Here is a 16,466-nt window from a genome sequence, read left to right as displayed (position 1 = left end):
AAATTAATGGCCATTGACAGTTATTACAAAAACCAAAGGATTCCCGTCACGCACAATAATCAGAGTCACTTTCCTGGAGCATCTGGCTGCGGAATGGCAGTCAGACCTTCAGTTCCTTGTCCGATCACCTACTAGTGACGAAGCCTCCGTACATCGTCGACTTTTGCAAATCGGGCTCCCCAATGTTGCTTTACTTACCACGTCGCTGGATGTATTCGATGATTGGCAAGGCCCTGCCGTTCTCGACGAACGCGGTGGCATGCAAGAGGGAGACGTCGCCGCCATCAGCGACGATATGAAGTACGCCCATATTCTCATACGCGAAACAGACGTACATCATACAATTTTCCTTACCAACCGCTGCAACAGCAAATGTTTGATGTGTTCCCAGCCCCCTACTCCACAGGATGATTCCTGGTTAATCAACGAAGCCTGCCAAGTGGCGGTCCACATGCGAGCTTCACCAGCTCTGCTGGGCTTCTCTGGCGGCGAACCGCTACTGCTTGGTGAACGCCTGAGGGAAGTATTTGATACCTTCAGTCAGGTACACCCATCCACAGAACTCGATGTCCTCTCCAATGGTAGGCTTCTCGCAGACAAGCATTTTTCTAAGGAGCTGTTGAGCGGACTCAATAAGCAAATCTCGTGGATGGTCCCACTCTATGGGCACGCCGATTTCCTCCATGATTTTGTGGTGCAAAGCCATGGTGCTTTTGAAGAAACATTGGCGGGTCTGATTCACCTGCACACTCATCAACAGTCCATACAAATTCGAACAGTTCTGATCAGGCCTGTTCTGGAGCATCTCCCTGCTCTTTGTGAATTCATTGGGAAAAATTTACCTTTCATTCGTGAGGTGGCTCTTATGGCCTGTGAGCCTATTGGTTTTGCACTCGCCAATCGTGAAGTAAGTGACATCGATTTGCGCGACTGGCGTGCCGAACTATCAGCAGGCATAAGGACTCTGGAAAGAGCTCGAATTAAAGTCATCCTGATGAATGCACCTCTCTGCGCGCTTTCACCCGATTTATGGAAATACGCCCATAAAAGCATTTCCGACTGGAAGAGAGTTTTTGCTCCTGAATGTGCGGAATGTTCAGTCCAAGCGGACTGCGCAGGGCTGTTCACATGGCATTTTCATCGTGAACAAGCAATGAAGATCAATCGGATTAAAGGTATTACTCATGTCTAAATTTACGAAATCGCTGTCCGTCTTCATGGCCAGCATTGGACTCGTAAGCCCCAAGTCTCAAGCACTCCATCAGCCTTCTGAATCCACTTTGTTGGATACATATGACCCTATCAACTTGCGACCACTCAACATGGACGCGGATAACCTGTATGCGGCACACCGTTCACATTCTTCCCACTCCTCACACCGGTCCAGTAGCGGTTCCTATTCCAGCCCGAGCAGGAGCTCCCCTGTCCCAAACCGTAGTCAGTCCAGCCCCAGCCGAGGCCTCTACAACTCTTCAGCGGGAACCAGCCAACCTGTTGACCCGGGCCGCCCGGCTACAGTGACACCATCAAGCAAGGATATTGACCCTGCTAATGCGAAGCTGGTTGAACTAATTAAGCGAGTGCAGATGGGACTGTACATAAAGGGGTACGATCCCGGTTCAGTTGATGGAATCATGGGAGAGCGAACCCGAGTTGCACTCAGGAAGTTCCAAAGTGACTATGGCCTGCCTGCTGATGGTTTAATGGGAACTGACACATTGAGTGCTCTCGGCGTGGTAATACCGTAATGAAGCAGGGAGCGATGCGTCATATACAATTTCTTATTTCACTTTCTGTATTGATTGGGCTTTTCGTGGTTATTGGCCAGGAATACGTGCGCCCGTGGGTCGCAGAGAGGAGCTATGGAGAAGAGTATAAACGGCTTGCTTTCGCTTGCGACATGGCCATGCACGAAGAAGCTGCTTTAAGACAAAAAGCGGACGGCACTTTAGCAAGCCGAGCGTTACATCTGAGTGCCGATGTCGGCATGATGATCTGCCATGATTACGATAAGCTACGCAAGAAAATGTTGACGAACGGGGTCAGTGAGGATCGGCTGTCCATGCTGGGATTGGAGGTGCTTGAGATTGAGCAAATCACCGTCAAGCAAATGGTCGACGCACACAGAATGGATAGATTCTAATGAGACCAAAAATCATTCTGCTCGCCTTGGGGCTAGCCGGGTTGTTCTCAATTATAAATACCCAAGCGTCTGAGCGTTCCTACGAAGATAGAATGCTTCGCAAGGTAATTGAAGCTTACGAAATTCAGCCTTTTACACCAGAAATCAACTCATTCGAACCAAAAGAAAAGCTGGGGCAAGCTCTTTTTTTTGATCCGATTATGGGAGGCCCCAAGAACACAGCCTGCGCAACATGTCATCTCAGACACAAAGGCAGCGTCGATGGTCTTCCGATGGCAGTTGGTATTGGCTCTAGCGGTGTGGGCGAGCAGAGACTGGAGACTGAAGACGCTTTTGTCATACCTCGTAACGTCCTGCCCTTTTTCAATAGAGGAGCACGCGAATTCACTGCTTTTTTTTGGGATGGCCGTGTTCAGTTGGGACCAAATGGAGAGCTAGAGTCACCCTTAGGAAGTCTTCTTCCAGAAGGCTTTGACAATCTTTTAGCTGTGGCCGCAACCTTCCCACCGGTGGAGCCTGACGAAATGCTTGGTCGTTCCCTTCGTAGAGGAGGTAACAAGAGCAGCACATATCATGCAGAGCTGGTCAGTGACCAAGTGGATCCTGATAATTTCCAGGAGCGTACTCTTGATGTTTATAACCATCTGGTGATCCGTCTTATAGGTAGCGTTGAAAATTCAGATTCAACTCAAATCGAATACCGAAAATTGTTCACAGAGGCTTACCCTGGTGTCAGCGATTACAACATAACTCATATCGGCAACGCGTTATCCGCTTATATATCAGCAGCCTTTGAGCTTCAGCCCGCCTCTTGGGATCGCTACATTCAAGGAATCGACTCAGCCCTCTCGCTCGAACAAAAACAGGGAGCAATGATTTTTTACGGAAAAGGACGCTGCGCAGTATGTCATGCTGGTACTCAATTTTCTGACTTCCAATACCATGGTTTGGCCCTACCCCAGTTGGGGGTGGGGAAACATGGCGGCTACCTAGACTATGGGCGCGCCAAGGCAACAGGCTTGGCAGGCGACCGTTTCCAATTCAGAACTCCACCGCTCCGCAATGTAACCCAGACTGGCCCTTGGGGTCACAATGGAATTTTTGACTCGATAGAGAATGCCATCATGCATCACTTCAATCCGATTCCGTTGTTGTATCAGGCACAGCAGGAGCGACCGCGAGAAGCTGAATTAGCCGGGCGACTATTAAGTTACCGCTCATCGACTCTAGCAGAGATGTACCCGATATCACCTGAAGATGTGGGATTATTAGTCAAGTTCCTTGAAGCTCTGAAGTCGGTTCCAGTGATGAGTGACGAGCAAGCTCTCCCTGAATCAGTGCCATCACAGATGAATCAATTCATTCTGCAATAGCACGGTAATCCCTAATTTCATTCTCCAGCGCCTGGAGTCGATTGTCCGTGCTGTCAGAATGAGATGGTGAGGCCCGCTCAAGCACGGACGCAGCCTCACTATACCCATTCATTAGGCCCAGCGAAGCAAGAATCAGTGTTGACGCCTTGGTAGGCGATAAAAGGCTTGAGGTTTTCATGCTCCAATTTACGCCCTGCAGGTAATTTTTTCTATGGCAGAAGGTTATCCGCGCCTGACCAGTCACCCAACCAGGGCTGGGTGACTGGTCAGGCAGGCAGGAATGCATCTAGCTGAATCCTGCATGCGTCGAGGCTCTCAATCACCAGAGGCTCGGCCTGCAGGCATAACGAAGGGGCTCCATCCCGGCCGCCCCTCCCTGCCAGATTCGACCCAAGCAGACACTCACCATAGCTGACGCCTGCCCCGCGCACCACGCGACATGGCGGCGCAGTAGGAAGGCCAATCAAATTGACCTGCTATCAACAATGATGAATCGGACCTCAATCACTTCCACATTCAGGCCGATTGGCGGGGCTTTGGAGCATTCGATTGAAGCCCTAGGAGAAGACAACGGGCACGACACCCCGCATCAGTAAAGCCGAGCGCTTCGGCCATTAGCTTGGTCGCGGATGGCGTGGTCAGATGCGTGGTGAGCCCGCTGCCGATCAGTATTGGTTTTGATACCCTTAGGTAAGTTCGGTACTGATTTGGAGGAAAGCATGCATAATACAGTCACAATCGCTGAGATAAGGCGCCGTGGCATGGCCGCGATTGAAGAAGGTTTGCGCCGGGGGCCCGTGCATATCATCAAACGCAATAAATCGGCTGCTGTTGTACTTTCCGAAGAAGAGTACCTGCGCCTCACTGGAGCGCAGCTTCCAGCTGTGCAAGGGACAACGGCGATGCAGTGGCTCCTGACGCAGCCTTTCGCCAGCATTCGCGAAAAGGCCGAGATCGACACCTCCTTGACTGACGAGCGCGACTGGTAATTGCGTTCTTCGAAGCATGTGCCTTGATCTATTTGATCGAAGGCAAAGAGCCCTTCGCAGAACAAGTACGCAGCCAACTTGCTGAGGTCGCCCAGGCGCACCCCCGACATTGCCGTTTGTGCTTGCCCACCCAACGCTTTACATTAAACATTAATCCCATGTAATGCAGGTGACGGTCATGAACACGATAACCCGCATCAGCAAAGCAGAACGCTTCGGCCATTGGCTTGGTCGTGGATGGCGCGGCTATATGCGTGGTGAGCGGCGAGTGTCGGGCTGGTTGGTGACTCAAGGCTTGCCGACATTCATATCCACCGCTCTGGTATGGGTAGTCAAGCTAGCCGTATTGGCAGGGTTATTCTATTTCGCGTTTTGGCTGGCGTTAATGTTGGTGCTTGCAGTAGCCACGGCTTGGGTCGCGGGAGGTTCATCGGAGCAAGATGAGCCTGACTTCCTCGGATCTGAAGCCGAAGAACGGGATCATCGCGAAAGCTTGTTCTACGATCCCATTAACTACAATGATGATCCAGATCCGCGTTTCGAGGATCACTGAAGCGCGGATCACTTCTTCGCTACGCTCATCAACAAACTAGAGCCTTTCCCCCCAGCTTGGCCTGCGTCGCGTGTGCCGTTGGCCAACCCTTGAACCATATTACCTACTCGGACGCCGGTCCACGCCAAAGCGGTGATCCAGAACGCTGGCAATACCAGAAACATCGTCGCCATCACAAAGTTTAAAATCATATCGCCAAAGGCATTGTTCAATCCCATCAGCGGATCAAAGTTGGTGACGGGCCGATTCCATCCCCACCCTACTCCATACAGCGCATCCAGAATGGTGCTGTCGATCCAGCGGGCCAGCTGAAACCAGAACTCCACGAAGAATAGCGCAAACTGCACCACACTGACCGTCACCACGGTCTTGAGTTCGTAGGTACTAATGACGAGCACCAGCGGAATGCAGATCACCAGCGCCATTTTGAGAAACGACAACACCATCGGTAACGCCTGGCGCACCACATCCATTGCCGGGAAAAAACCCAGTGAACCCATGGTGAGGCCAAGGTCGCTGGCGGCGCGTGTCACGACATTGGGCAACGTCTTGTCGATCTGCCCGCCGTAATCGGTATAAACGTCCCCTTGATTCAGCTTTTGCTGGCGGGGAGCCGCTATTGCCCGGATCACCGAGTCATCCACGTCACTGCGACTCAGGAACCCCGCCCACCCCGCCAACCGGTTAAGCAGGCTGGGATCGACCTCAGACAGCAGGCGACCCCGTAGGCCATGACTGCCGTCGTTCCACCACTGCTGACAAGTTGGATAGCCGCCGCCGCTGGGCACCTGGGCCAGCCCTGCATCGCGGTTGCTGTCATACGGCCAGGCATCGCGTGGGGTGCGGGAACGGTAGTTGCCATAGTAGCCCGCCGAGTCCATAAAATACCGTGAACCGATCCAGGTGACGTCGTGCATCTGCGCCTCATCCAGCTCCGGGCGGTTCATGAACAGTTTGGCGCGGGCCGGGCCGTAGCAGTCGTGAGAGAAGTCTGATATTTCCTGTGCCAGCACTGGATCATCGATGCGAGTGGCATCCAGCTCCATGCGCATCTGACGCAGCTCAGTGCCGCAGGGAATCGCAGCGACCGAGGCACTGGTTATGCCGCGCGAGAGCGCGTGCACAAACGCCCACCACACCGGCACCTTGGCACTTTGGTCATTGAGGGTGGTGAAAGACTGGCTCCAGCCCGTATCGGACGGTTGCGGTACACTCACACCGCATTGCAAGGAGCGCGCATCGTCATACTGCATGCGGTTGAGATCCACATCGATAAACGGAATACCGGCAAACATCACCACGACAACCGCCACCCACACGCGGGTTTCAATACGCGCAGCCGATAACAGACCCTTGTTACCTTCGTCCGCCCCTTCACCCCGAACCTTGAGCCATTCCTGCAAGATGATGGCAATGAACGGGATGGCAAACACACCGCTGGCCACCAACACCGACCAGATCCCGTTATGCACGATCCAGCCGACCAGCGTCAGGTAATATTCCAGGTAATCGGTTGTGAACAGCGTCATGGTTCAGCTCCCCCGCTACATGTTCTGCATCAGCAGACTGCCTTCCAGCGTGACCAGAGCCAGTACGGCTGCAATCTCCGTGCGAATCAATCGGTGGCGGGTTGCCACATCGGGTTGCCTCGCGAGTAGCCGCCCGCGCATCCACCTCCACCCATAGGCGGTTGCGCCATAGAGGCACAGACGCCACAACAGGAAAAAGCCAGAGAACTCATCCAGCCACTGCTCCCAGCCAGAAATGCTGCCCAAGAAATAGATACCCGCCACATTGGCTGCCACAGCAGCGGCCATCAGTAGCACCGTCCACAGCAGCGCCCTGGCGGCGCGCCGGTTGCACAACCAACGTAGCCAGGCGGCATTCATGGTGCATTACCGGGCGCAGGCCGCTGCATCTGCTGCAGACGATCCGGCACAGGATCGCCCTGGTAAATCCCGCGCGAACCCGCCGCACGTGTTCCGTGACGCTGGATGATCGCCATCGGCGAGTTATTCGCCAGATCCCGGCGTAGCTCCAACTCGGTCTTGAGGTTCTGAATCTCCCGGTCGAGCGTGTCGCTCTCGCGGTTCACGACCTCAATGGCGATATCATTAGCAGCGACATTGGGCTCCTTCTTGCCAGTCAGCAGCGTGCGCTGCAGCAGCAACGCTTTCTCCAGCACAGAAGACAGCGCGACCTCAGAGGCAAGCCGGCGTGCAAGAATGTCCTGATCGGGCTCATCGCGTAGCGCTTCTATCACGCCACGTGTGATCGGCAGCGAAGCACTGCCGGCTTCGTGCAAGTTCTCGAAGGTAGTGTTGCGAGCACCCGAGACCAGGTCCTGCAGCACCTGCAGCCTGGCGTCGTACTCCTCCTGGATCAGCGGGGTTAGCCCCACACCAGGCACGGTCTGGGTCTTGATGCAGGACTCGCAGGTACGTTGCTCCTGCTCACCCAGCACACGGGTTGCCCACTGGATCGCGGCATCAGGCGACGACCATGTCTGGCAGGCAAGACTGGCGCATCCCGCTGAATTGATGGGTGAGTTATCGGCGACGCCACGCCCATTGACCAGGTTATAGCCGGCTCGAGTAACATCACTCACCACCTTTATCGGGGCTTGGCTCGTACCGCCAGCATTGCTACCACCGACCCATGGAACACCATCATTGCCGCGGCGGGTTTCGGCCTGCTCAATCGCCGAAATCGCATCGGTGCTCGACACTGCCTCACGCAACGCCATGCCCTCAGCGAGCTGGTTCCAACCCGCCTGACCACCTGCCATGTCCGCCATCCGCCCCGCCATCGCCCTGCACGTCAGTTTGGAGCGATCAAAGTCCATCCTCGCTTGCAGGACACCATTGGTGATCAAGTTGTACAGACCTGGATCAGCACGTTGAATGATCAGCGCCGGCAGCGACGCAACCGCGCTCGTCGCGCTCTGGATAACATCGCTCATGATGCGCTGAAATCCATTGGTAACGCCGTTCAGCTGGTTCTGGATGGTTGTCGAGATCGACATGTCGCCACAGACCAGGTTGCTATTCCAACCGACACCCACACCAATCGAGCGCATACCAGCCGCACCGCTCATTGAAACGGCATTACCACCACCGATCGAGTACATGACCTCATCACCGATCACACTGCCGCTATTCTGGAAGCCACCGCTTTGTGCCAGAACCAGGCCGCTGACCAGCGACAACGAGATCGCCAACACAGCGGGACGCCAAAATCGAAGTGAAACAAGGTTGTCAGAACGATTCATGTTGGCGACCTCAGTTGAAATCCACACTGCCAAGGAAGGTCTGACCCCGGCGCTGGCAGCAGCTATACGGCCGCCACAATGCCCATGCATAGTCGCCCTGGCGGGCCTGGGTCAGAGATTCATCATGGGGAAACACAGTGCAAGAGGAAGACGTGCGTGGCGTCAGCTCCTGCCACTTACCTGTTGAGGGGTCGGTTTCCATCAATGCACCCGCCGGCCAGTAACCGTCCCGCGCGCTGGCCAGCACGGGCTGATAGACATGCGGTTGCCCACGGCGGGTCACGATGTCACCCGCTCGCTGCGCCACCACCGCCCCGGCTTTGTAGTCATCGGTCTGGTGAAGGAAACCGCCCCGTGGGTAAACGCTTCCCCACAGATTCATTCCGCTGCGCAAGCCCACTTCGCGCTGGCCTGGAAGCAGCGCCTCGGGATACACCGCTTCGGGCATGTTGTAGCGCCAGGCAGGGGTATCCAGCGTGCTCAACAAATAGGGCATGAATGCCGTACCGGCCCCCGGGCAGCTGTAGCCGAACGACGAAGCGAACTGATTGAACATCTCGCCGCCCGGGTGGCCGATCACATCCGCGTTCTTGAACTTGGCGAGATTGTTCTCGTGATCCAGACTCGATGTGCCATCCCCTCCAGCCTGGGCGGTAGGGTTCGGCAGGCTCATCGCGCGAATCTCGCCCCAGGGGTTTGCGCCAGTGTTCGAGTAGCTCGACACCACGGCATCCGGAACATAATGGCGCACCTTGATAGACGTCCGAACTCTGCAACCTGACAAGGAGCAGCGGAGCCAGTAACAGATCCCCACGACCCGGTATTCCAGACAGTCAGGAGACAAGGCGGAGGACACGATACTGACGGTGTTCAGGGCCAGACTCGGTGCATTCACACACAGCAGTGCAGCAGCAACCCCCAGGCGCAAGCGTAGAGGCTTCTTGGGCGGTCGACCGCTCATTGTGCCAGCCCCTGTCTATTGGCTTCAATGCGTGCAATGGCCCGGCTTACATTGGCCTCGCCGTACATCACATAGCGTTGGTCGACGACGACAGCCGGAATAGTGGTGATACCCAGGCTCCAGGCATCCACGACATCCTGATACGCCATTGCGATACGGTGCTGGAGTGCATTACCTCCCTCCTCCAGGCGTCGCCGCACGGTAGCGGCGCTGCGTGAAGCATCGTCCGAAAGACCAGCAGTCAGCCCCGCCTCGATCCGTGCAGGCGCATCCAACATGATGACCCGCGCATCAAGGGGAGCCTCTATGGGATGCAGGCTATCAGTCACCACGATCAAACCCACTGCATGGACATGCGAAGTGGGGAGCATTGTAAGCAGGCTGATAACCAGCAGGCATGAAGCAGAGAATATGGTCATGTTGAAACGCCGTGGAGTCACTTATGTCGTAGTCGACACCAGAGCAGCTCGTCGGGCGATAAACAAAACGGTATCCGTGCAGCCGCTTTGATCACACTGAAAAAGAAGGCATGAACTTTAGCCTTCGGGCGCGCGGCAGATGAGCGATGCAACACGGGATATAGAATGACGTGGCCGCAGCATCTTGTTATCCGCAGCGGTTGTCTCTTAAGTTGGTAGCCCGCCGCTCAGACTTGGGGCTTCAGGGGTAACCGTTGATATGCCGTCCAGCAAAGACCATGAGCATTCATCGTAAACCACGACCCACGGAGCGGCACAGCGTCAAGACAATCGTCCCAAGCACGCCTGCAATGATGCCAAACAGCGTCAGACTCCAGAGCTCATAGGAAACACCCCACAGCTCGACTCGGCCGTCAGTGCAGCCTGCACGTGGGGCGAGCACTGCGGGCATGAGTTGATCCAGAGCCAAACCGGAAATGATCCGGTCAGCCAAGCTGAGACTGCAAGAAAATGCATTATTCGCTACAAAGTGCTGCCACAGAGCTGTCGCCATTCCCGCTAGCGAGAGCAGTAAAGCCAGAACGCAGAACAGCAAGCGCGGCACTACACGCTGTGTCATGAGCGCCACCCCGCAGACCAGAGCGATGGCCAGGAACTGCACCCGTTGCAGAATGCACCAAGGGCAAGGTTGCATATCGAAGGCGTATTGCGATACCAATGCTGCCCCTACGGCACCAAGACAACACGCAGCGATCACAAGTAGTCCCATTCGACCACGTCCCTCGGGCCGCTCTGAATACCAGCTAATAGGCCGCTCCTTGCCCCTCATGTCTCGATTCCCCTTAATAAGTATGAAGTAGCATGATCCAGATCAGGACCATTGCCAGGCGGCAGCGAAACCAGGACATTCATGAGCGTCCTTTTTTGGGGAGTGATGCGTGTACAAGTGCATGCAGAGCTTTGCCCCCATGAACCGGAGCTGCCACACCTGTTCAGCAGTGCATGTCGAATCCGGAATTTATCTCACATCAATACTTAATAGACGTTTGGGAGAGGCAGAGACCGAACCTTTGTAACCATAAATTCATACTGCTCCCGAGAAATCAGGCCTTCACATCATGATGTGCAGGCCTGATATAAGAGGCTGATCAGAGCAGCCCTTGTTCTGCAAACGAGTAAGGCTCCCCCTTGCCTATGATGAAATGATCGAGAACGCGGACATCAACCAGCTCCAAGGCTGCTTTCAATCTGGTTGTTAATTGCCTGTCAGCATGACTTGGATCACTTTCTCCCGAAGGGTGGTTGTGAACAAATATGACGGCGGCGGCATTGTGTTTAAGTGTCTCGCTGAGGACGACCCTGGGGTATACCGCTGTTGTATCGATGGTTCCCCTGAACAGCTCTTCGTATGCAATAACCCGATGCTGGCTGTTCAGAAACAAAGCCGCAAAAACCTCATTTGGCTTATCAACCAATTTTGCGCGTAGGAAGTTTTTGACGGCGCACGCAGTCAGCAAAGGCGTACCGTCACAAAAGACCCGATGCTCCAGGATTTCCATGGCACGGGCGATGATCCAATCGTCATGCTGTGCCTCCAGCATAGTGAACTGATTGGCACTGTCTTGAACCGCAACGAGTGTCGACATGATTAGTCTCCATCATATGAACGGAGACGCTAACCCCGGAGGATAGGCTCTCCGAGGTAGTTGAATAATAATGCATCCACCACCCAATTGAAGCCAGGTGGTCATCCGCGCACGGGATGCGGGCGGACGGGGTACGCAATCAAACGCAGCAATAGCCACGCCGTAGCCTCGACGATCGCTGGCTACCTGGGTATGTTGCCGTCAAGGACGGCTAACAAACGAAGTCAGTTGAACACGGTTGGCAGCGAGATAAAGCCAACAATGCGCCACCCAGCACCCCATGTTCTGGAACATTTGCCATGTTACGGACATGTTTATCCTTTATAAGGAAAGCACGGTGGGGCCACACAGTTTCAACAGAAACGCCTTTACATTGCTCCTTGTCAGCCCTTATCCGCCGCCAGCCTAGCCAGCGTTATATGACTCTGCCGCCAGTCTTCATCTCCGAGACGTGCTTGATACTCGGCTTGAACGGCCTGCAACAGCGGAATAAGGGTGAAGTCAATCGTGCTGGCAACCACCGCATCACGCGGCATTTGGTAGGTAGCCCCTGCCTTTCACTGCTAGGCGTTTTTCATCAAACAAGATGGAGCGCTAACATGCTCGAACTAATACAATTGATCTATGGACACCATTTCTGAGTTCTGGCGCGATCCGGCCATGCCCTATGCCGAGAGTCGACGCGCCTGCCATAGCCGGGCCTGCTATAAGCCGCATAGCCATCCGACCTTTTCCATAGGCGCGGTGGATCAGGGCATCAGCCGCTTTACCGGTGCAATCGGCGGGCCTGTCACATTGCACGTCGGAACCATCGTGTTCGTTCCGGCATCCCGTGTTCACGCCTGCAATCCGGAGCCCGATACGGCATGGAGCTACCAGATGTTGCATCTGGACGCTGCCTGGCTCGATACCGCAAGCCCACCGAGAAATCTGTTAAATTCAGCATGCTTAGAAAAAACGATTTGACACGAGAAGTCACAGTAGATATAGGTGCACTACCGTATTCTACTGAATTTGATTTGTGCAAAGAAACCGGTGTGTACCAAGATCTTAAGAAAGTGACATCGACAAGCAACAACTCATCGCCAATTCCCACCTATAAAGCCCTAAAGGTTAACTGTAGATCATGGCTTGAAATAGCTCCCATTGGTGATGGGCGTTATTTCCTATCATACGAGCTTAATTTTTTGCGCGGATTCACAGTCTCCAATCTGATGGGGTTTGAAAAACTCACACCACAAAGAACCACCTTGTCCGCCAATAACACTGTCCATACTGCAGAGGAAGTACTGGAGCCAAACTCAAAAAAACAAGGTGGGCGTACAGTTGAGTCAACAACCATTACGATATCCATACAATAAAGGAAGCGCGTGACAAGTTTTGCTATCCAGCATTCTTAGCGTGAAGTTGGGCCGCTGCCTGCCCTGATGCAGCTTCATACCTAGGGTAACTATTACTAATGAGGGATCGCCGGATGGAAGGTTGGGACGGGTAAACTTAGTTTCTGCCCAGCCAGGCAGCGCCACTCTTCAAGTACTGCCTTGATGGCTGATTCATCCTCCAGTCGCTCCAGCGGTATCGTTTTGGAAAAGCACCGATAACCCGGTAGGTCTGTCGAGTTAATCTCTCCATCTTCCGGGTAGTCCATCCCCTGCCAGACCTTGGCGTACCAGTTATAGGGCGCGGCAGCAGGCTCATCACACACCACGACTGATAACACCAGTTCGCTGCGGGCCTGCTCGACTGGCATGGAGTTGAATTGCCCACTGTATATGTCGAAGCCGGTATCACTGCGAACCCAGGCACCATACATCAGATCCCCAGCTTGGTGATGATCCCACGGGGCTTTTTGTTGGCCTGCTGGCCTGAGCCAGATTGCTGATAGATCATAAAATGGCAGGTAGCGCCAACCACTGTTGTCACGCACCTCTAGACCGTCCAAGCTCTTCGGTAATGGGTACGCATATTGATGATGATATGCGTCAGCCCCAAGCTGATCGCGAATGTAGGCCAACAATTCGAACATGCGCTGCTGGTAATCCGCCAGCAGTCGATATGCCTTACGCACATCAAGCAGAGCGTCGTACAACGTTCCCGTCATTTTATCCTCCAGTGGGTAAATGCGCCGGGGGCGGTTTTGAGTTCAACGGGCTGTAGATTATTGAGCCAGCGCATTGGGTGAGCACGCAGGCGATGCCAAGCATAGCAGCTGGCGACATCATCTAGCAGGCGTAGACACCCTGGCGGTGAGTCGGGCGGCAGGTTCGCTTCCAGCGCCTGATAAAGCTGTTGCCAGCTGCGGCAAACCAATGTGAAACGTTCTGCACTGCCAGTAGGCAAAAGAGGAAGCAATTCCTTCAGCAAATCGTCTTGCCCTTTTTCACTGTAATCCTTCAAGCCACCCAATGTGAGCAGGATGCAGTTATCTGACAGCGCATCCTGCTCCCAGCCAGACTCCAGCTCCTGGGCCAGTTGAAATACATTCTGCTGACGCACAACATCATGTCGCTTGGCCTCGACCAGCAAAGAATGCTGAGCGTCTTGCAACAGTACGTCAGGTTCAACCCGCTTGCCGTCTTTAAGAAACCAGGACGGCCAGTATTCAATCGACTGCAGTGGCCCAAAACTTTGCCCCAGCAGCTCTGTAAACACGTTTGTGAACAGGTTATCCGGCAGGTAGGCAAGACGTTCAAAGACGCTGGCTGTCAAGGCATCCTCAGCACCTTCTGCCTGCTCCAATGTGGTTTGCATGTTCTGTAAGCCAGTGCCGCGCTTTTTGCCGGAGAGTACTGCATTGAGCATCCCTTGGTTCCTTCTGCTCTAATTCATCTGCGGTTATATTAGACCACTACCATACCTCTCCCACCTACCGCTTTGCTTAATTTCTGCTAACCTGATTCAGGTCCACTTCGTAGACGGGTATACCGCAGTGTTCTCTGATAACTATGTGGCAGAGATTCGCAGCCTTGAAGAGGCTCTGCTTGAGGCATATAGACGTTTGGATGAGGCGGCGGATGTGGAGGCGGATGTGGAGGCGTTGCATGACTTACGCATCGCGGTCAGACGCATTCGCAGCCTGACGGCCCCACTCCGCTCCCAGCCTGAGAGCCAGACACTGCGCGAGGCTGCCGCCGAAGTCGGCCGGCTGACCACCCCGACACGGGATCTGGAGGTGCTGATCATCGAACTACAGCAACGTGGCCATGACACCTTGGCTGACGTCCGCCGCCGGCGTTTGCAAACGGACTATCAGCTGATCGTGGCCGCGCCGGAGCTGCAACGGCTTTTTGCAGCACTGCAGCAGTGGCCTGTTGCGTTCAGAAAATCGAAACTGGGCGAAGATTCGCAAGCGCTCAAGCGCATCATCGGTAAGGCGCTAACCAGACAAATAGACAAGCTGCATGCAGCCTTGAAAGACGTCGAGTTCGACCGACATCAACTGCGTATTCTGGTCAAACGAACCCGTTATCTCACTGATGCCTTCCCACAGCTATCCCCTCTACCAACTGCCGCAACCAAATCGCTGAAGAAGGCTCAGGCTGCACTCGGCGCATGGCATGACCACTTTCAATGGGGGCTTGCAGCCCGGCGTGAGAGCGATCTGCAGCCATTGGCGTTGCAATGGGAAGAGGCCTCAAAGCAAGAGCTAAAAGAGGCCGAGGTAGCGTTGAGCGAGCTGGCCGAGTTGCTGCCGAAGGAGAAGGTGAAGGTGAAACCACGCACGTCGAAGGAAAACCCAGCCACTACGAAAGAGAAGAAGAGCCGGTAGACTCTTGGCCACCGCTTTGCGGCACGCAGGAATATCTATCCCGTTTTATTGAAGACTGCCCTACATGCCACTAGCAATATTGTCATGATTTTTTCATATTCAAGATATAGGATGCCCTCTGCTAAAGGATTAGCACCCGTCGATAGCCCGGCTCCGTGCCGGGTTTTTCGTATCTGCGGTACTGAAACATGGATCCATCGCATCTCATCGTATCTCCCCTGCCCGCCCGTACTCTCTGCTGCGGTGCTACCCAGATCCAGCAGCTGAATACTCCACGATTGATTGATCCCTTCCACCACTTTGATCGCTGCATCCAGCTCGCTGATGCCATGATGCTGCATGAGCTGGTAGCACTCTGCTTTTGGGCCAGGGCCAGGTACAGGCTTGGGAGGGGTCAAGTACTCCCAGCCTACCAGTGAGATTGTGGTGGCAGTCAGCAAGAAGTCAGCGTTTTTTTGCACTCAGCTGAATCAATTTCGCCAGAGCCTTGCACTCTGGATCTGTCACCGCGCTGACACAAGCATCCTTCATGGCCAGCTTGGATACACCGCCCCACTCCAGCACAAAACCAGCACGCCGTGCTAAACAGTCCAGGTACTCGCGCTGTGTCCGTCCATTCCCTTCACGAAATGGGTGGATATGGTTGATGCAACCAAACGCAACCCCCGCCTCGGCAGCAAAACTTTTCAGATCCCCTTTCAACAAAGCCAGAAAGTCAGTTTGTTTGAGGCGAAGCCACATGTCATGAAACGCAGCTTCAATTTCCTGATGCGCTAGAAATATCGTGTCGTTCTTGGCGATATCGACTTTTCGGCACTCACCTGCCCAAGGGTAAATATCCTGAAAAATGAACCGATGAATAGCCTTCAGGTGCGTGAGTGACAAGTCTCCTTCGATGGGCACTTCCTGGAGCTGGATGATGCGAACCGACGCAAAGTCAGTTTCAGCTTCACCCAGGGAGGCAGTGTCCTGAATGTTCAAAAGGTTGATCAGAACGCCGTTGGGATAAACGTAAGGATCGACTTCGACGGAATAGCCTGCGGCGTAATAGTGATCATCACCTTCATCATGATCATGGGTGATATCGCTGGTCATTTGGAGCTGTAACGGGCTTTGGTCGCTGCGAGGAGCTCTGCAGATGAGATCTTGCCGTCACGGTACTCGGCCATCTTTTTCGCCACGAAAGCGCTAGTGCGGGCACCTTCCAGGTTGTTTGTGGCGACAACGTGGTTGACGGTTGCAGTGCGCGTTAAGTCTTGGATATCCAGCATGAGTCCACCCTCAAGAAACCTACCGCTTACTGTATAGAGGAAAGTGATCGGGCATCAAGGCGAAACCCTGT

20 protein-coding genes and 1 pseudogene are annotated in these 16,466 nt (G+C 54.2%); 8 read left to right on the top strand and 13 right to left on the bottom strand.

The annotated features are described in order from the left end of the window. The first annotated feature begins 163 nt into the window (after positions 1-163). The 6 genes from hxsC (at position 164) to K787_RS0120780 (ending at position 5,058) form a co-directional block, all read left to right on the top strand. Entirely contained in the window at positions 164-1,192 is a 1,029-nt protein-coding gene (gene hxsC, locus K787_RS24945) for a His-Xaa-Ser system radical SAM maturase HxsC (RefSeq protein WP_235801968.1), read from the top strand. Beyond that, positions 1,185-1,748, top strand: coding sequence for a His-Xaa-Ser repeat protein HxsA (gene hxsA, locus K787_RS25940; RefSeq protein WP_084672231.1), 564 nt, complete (start codon positions 1,185-1,187; stop codon positions 1,746-1,748). The genes hxsC and hxsA overlap by 8 nt, the downstream gene beginning before the upstream one ends. Next, the gene (locus tag K787_RS24470; protein WP_084672229.1) at positions 1,748-2,143 is read left to right on the top strand and encodes a TIGR03982 family His-Xaa-Ser system protein; all 396 of its coding nucleotides are present in this window, start codon (positions 1,748-1,750) and stop codon (positions 2,141-2,143) included. The genes hxsA and K787_RS24470 overlap by 1 nt, the downstream gene beginning before the upstream one ends. Continuing rightward, on the top strand, positions 2,143-3,516 hold the full coding sequence (locus K787_RS0120790) for a His-Xaa-Ser system-associated MauG-like protein (RefSeq protein ID WP_022964721.1): 1,374 nt from the start codon (positions 2,143-2,145) through the stop codon (positions 3,514-3,516). Before K787_RS24470 ends, K787_RS0120790 begins: the two co-directional genes overlap by 1 nt. Before the next feature lie 761 nt (positions 3,517-4,277). Then, positions 4,278-4,505, top strand: a complete 228-nt coding sequence (locus tag K787_RS0120785; protein WP_052185426.1) for a hypothetical protein — start codon at positions 4,278-4,280, stop codon at positions 4,503-4,505. 178 nt (positions 4,506-4,683) lie between these two features. After that, positions 4,684-5,058, top strand: coding sequence for a DUF3742 family protein (locus tag K787_RS0120780; protein ID WP_022964719.1), 375 nt, complete (start codon positions 4,684-4,686; stop codon positions 5,056-5,058). Positions 5,059-5,066: 8 nt separating this feature from the next. On the opposite strand, the gene K787_RS0120775 is transcribed toward K787_RS0120780, so the two are convergent. The 8 genes from K787_RS0120775 to K787_RS25255 form a co-directional block, all read right to left on the bottom strand. After that, complete coding sequence (locus tag K787_RS0120775) at positions 5,067-6,587, bottom strand: conjugal transfer protein TraG N-terminal domain-containing protein (RefSeq protein WP_022964718.1); 1,521 nt, start codon at positions 6,585-6,587, stop codon at positions 5,067-5,069. A 15-nt stretch (positions 6,588-6,602) separates the two neighbouring features. Further along, the gene (locus K787_RS0120770) at positions 6,603-6,947 is read right to left on the bottom strand and encodes a hypothetical protein (protein WP_022964717.1); all 345 of its coding nucleotides are present in this window, start codon (positions 6,945-6,947) and stop codon (positions 6,603-6,605) included. Then, entirely contained in the window at positions 6,944-8,329 is a 1,386-nt protein-coding gene (locus tag K787_RS0120765; RefSeq protein WP_022964716.1) for an integrating conjugative element protein, read from the bottom strand. Before K787_RS0120765 ends, K787_RS0120770 begins: the two co-directional genes overlap by 4 nt. A gap of 10 nt (positions 8,330-8,339) precedes the next feature. Continuing rightward, positions 8,340-9,290: a TIGR03756 family integrating conjugative element protein gene (locus K787_RS0120760; RefSeq protein WP_022964715.1), complete on the bottom strand. Its 951-nt coding sequence runs from the start codon at positions 9,288-9,290 to the stop codon at positions 8,340-8,342. After that, the gene (locus K787_RS0120755; RefSeq protein WP_022964714.1) at positions 9,287-9,709 is read right to left on the bottom strand and encodes a TIGR03757 family integrating conjugative element protein; all 423 of its coding nucleotides are present in this window, start codon (positions 9,707-9,709) and stop codon (positions 9,287-9,289) included. The genes K787_RS0120760 and K787_RS0120755 overlap by 4 nt, the downstream gene beginning before the upstream one ends. A gap of 286 nt (positions 9,710-9,995) precedes the next feature. Beyond that, positions 9,996-10,478, bottom strand: a complete 483-nt coding sequence (locus K787_RS24060; protein WP_040641238.1) for a disulfide bond formation protein B — start codon at positions 10,476-10,478, stop codon at positions 9,996-9,998. Between the two features lie 379 nt (positions 10,479-10,857). Beyond that, positions 10,858-11,355: a RadC family protein gene (gene radC / locus K787_RS0120745; RefSeq protein ID WP_022964712.1), complete on the bottom strand. Its 498-nt coding sequence runs from the start codon at positions 11,353-11,355 to the stop codon at positions 10,858-10,860. Positions 11,356-11,738: 383 nt separating this feature from the next. Continuing rightward, positions 11,739-11,891, bottom strand: a complete 153-nt coding sequence (locus tag K787_RS25255; protein WP_022964711.1) for a hypothetical protein — start codon at positions 11,889-11,891, stop codon at positions 11,739-11,741. Between the two features lie 88 nt (positions 11,892-11,979). Between K787_RS25255 and K787_RS0120735 the strand changes: the two are divergent. After that, positions 11,980-12,261 (top strand): annotated as a pseudogene (locus tag K787_RS0120735) (AraC family ligand binding domain-containing protein); the annotation flags it as partial. Between the two features lie 550 nt (positions 12,262-12,811). On the opposite strand, the gene K787_RS0120730 reads toward K787_RS0120735, so the two are convergent. Both K787_RS0120730 and K787_RS0120725 read right to left on the bottom strand, forming a co-directional pair. After that, positions 12,812-13,456, bottom strand: coding sequence for a PM0109 family protein (locus tag K787_RS0120730; RefSeq protein WP_022964709.1), 645 nt, complete (start codon positions 13,454-13,456; stop codon positions 12,812-12,814). Next, positions 13,453-14,157: a hypothetical protein gene (locus tag K787_RS0120725; protein ID WP_022964708.1), complete on the bottom strand. Its 705-nt coding sequence runs from the start codon at positions 14,155-14,157 to the stop codon at positions 13,453-13,455. Before K787_RS0120725 ends, K787_RS0120730 begins: the two co-directional genes overlap by 4 nt. A 127-nt stretch (positions 14,158-14,284) precedes the next feature. On the opposite strand from K787_RS0120725, the gene K787_RS0120720 reads away from it, so the two are divergent. Further along, the gene (locus K787_RS0120720; RefSeq protein ID WP_022964707.1) at positions 14,285-15,124 is read left to right on the top strand and encodes a CHAD domain-containing protein; all 840 of its coding nucleotides are present in this window, start codon (positions 14,285-14,287) and stop codon (positions 15,122-15,124) included. A 35-nt stretch (positions 15,125-15,159) separates the two neighbouring features. Here K787_RS0120720 and K787_RS24055 read toward each other — a convergent pair whose 3' ends face one another. From K787_RS24055 to K787_RS0120705, 3 genes are all read right to left on the bottom strand, one after another. Then, the gene (locus K787_RS24055; RefSeq protein ID WP_022964706.1) at positions 15,160-15,465 is read right to left on the bottom strand and encodes a hypothetical protein; all 306 of its coding nucleotides are present in this window, start codon (positions 15,463-15,465) and stop codon (positions 15,160-15,162) included. 103 nt (positions 15,466-15,568) lie between these two features. After that, positions 15,569-16,219 carry a Fic/DOC family protein gene (locus K787_RS24050; RefSeq protein WP_022964705.1) on the bottom strand — a complete coding sequence of 217 codons (651 nt, stop codon included), beginning with the start codon at positions 16,217-16,219 and terminating at the stop codon, positions 15,569-15,571. Then, positions 16,216-16,395: an antitoxin VbhA family protein gene (locus tag K787_RS0120705; RefSeq protein WP_022964704.1), complete on the bottom strand. Its 180-nt coding sequence runs from the start codon at positions 16,393-16,395 to the stop codon at positions 16,216-16,218. The genes K787_RS24050 and K787_RS0120705 overlap by 4 nt, the downstream gene beginning before the upstream one ends. Between the last annotated feature and the right edge of the window lie 71 nt (positions 16,396-16,466).

The sequence above is a fragment of the Halopseudomonas pelagia CL-AP6 genome (genome assembly GCF_000410875.1).
Taxonomy (GTDB): domain Bacteria; phylum Pseudomonadota; class Gammaproteobacteria; order Pseudomonadales; family Pseudomonadaceae; genus Halopseudomonas; species Halopseudomonas pelagia.
The sequence above is the reverse complement of the archived record's forward strand: the minus strand, read 5'-3'. Positions and strand labels throughout refer to the sequence as shown.

Excerpts from the sequence above, each read along its gene's own strand:
- hxsA (WP_084672231.1), top strand. The coding sequence starts at position 1,185 with ATGTCTAAATTTACGAAATCGCTGTCCGTCTTCATGGCCAGCATTGGA.
- K787_RS24470 (WP_084672229.1), top strand. The coding sequence starts at position 1,748 with ATGAAGCAGGGAGCGATGCGTCATATACAATTTCTTATTTCACTTTCT.
- K787_RS0120790 (WP_022964721.1), top strand. The coding sequence starts at position 2,143 with ATGAGACCAAAAATCATTCTGCTCGCCTTGGGGCTAGCCGGGTTGTTC.
- K787_RS0120785 (WP_052185426.1), top strand. The coding sequence starts at position 4,278 with ATGGCCGCGATTGAAGAAGGTTTGCGCCGGGGGCCCGTGCATATCATC.
- K787_RS0120780 (WP_022964719.1), top strand. The coding sequence starts at position 4,684 with ATGAACACGATAACCCGCATCAGCAAAGCAGAACGCTTCGGCCATTGG.
- K787_RS0120775 (WP_022964718.1), bottom strand. The coding sequence starts at position 6,587 with ATGACGCTGTTCACAACCGATTACCTGGAATATTACCTGACGCTGGTC.
- K787_RS0120770 (WP_022964717.1), bottom strand. The coding sequence starts at position 6,947 with ATGAATGCCGCCTGGCTACGTTGGTTGTGCAACCGGCGCGCCGCCAGG.
- K787_RS0120765 (WP_022964716.1), bottom strand. The coding sequence starts at position 8,329 with ATGAATCGTTCTGACAACCTTGTTTCACTTCGATTTTGGCGTCCCGCT.
- K787_RS0120760 (WP_022964715.1), bottom strand. The coding sequence starts at position 9,290 with ATGAGCGGTCGACCGCCCAAGAAGCCTCTACGCTTGCGCCTGGGGGTT.
- K787_RS0120755 (WP_022964714.1), bottom strand. The coding sequence starts at position 9,709 with ATGACCATATTCTCTGCTTCATGCCTGCTGGTTATCAGCCTGCTTACA.
- K787_RS24060 (WP_040641238.1), bottom strand. The coding sequence starts at position 10,478 with ATGGGACTACTTGTGATCGCTGCGTGTTGTCTTGGTGCCGTAGGGGCA.
- radC (WP_022964712.1), bottom strand. The coding sequence starts at position 11,355 with ATGTCGACACTCGTTGCGGTTCAAGACAGTGCCAATCAGTTCACTATG.
- K787_RS25255 (WP_022964711.1), bottom strand. The coding sequence starts at position 11,891 with ATGCCGCGTGATGCGGTGGTTGCCAGCACGATTGACTTCACCCTTATT.
- K787_RS0120730 (WP_022964709.1), bottom strand. The coding sequence starts at position 13,456 with ATGACGGGAACGTTGTACGACGCTCTGCTTGATGTGCGTAAGGCATAT.
- K787_RS0120725 (WP_022964708.1), bottom strand. The coding sequence starts at position 14,157 with ATGCTCAATGCAGTACTCTCCGGCAAAAAGCGCGGCACTGGCTTACAG.
- K787_RS24055 (WP_022964706.1), bottom strand. The coding sequence starts at position 15,465 with ATGCAGCATCATGGCATCAGCGAGCTGGATGCAGCGATCAAAGTGGTG.
- K787_RS24050 (WP_022964705.1), bottom strand. The coding sequence starts at position 16,219 with ATGACCAGCGATATCACCCATGATCATGATGAAGGTGATGATCACTAT.
- K787_RS0120705 (WP_022964704.1), bottom strand. The coding sequence starts at position 16,395 with ATGCTGGATATCCAAGACTTAACGCGCACTGCAACCGTCAACCACGTT.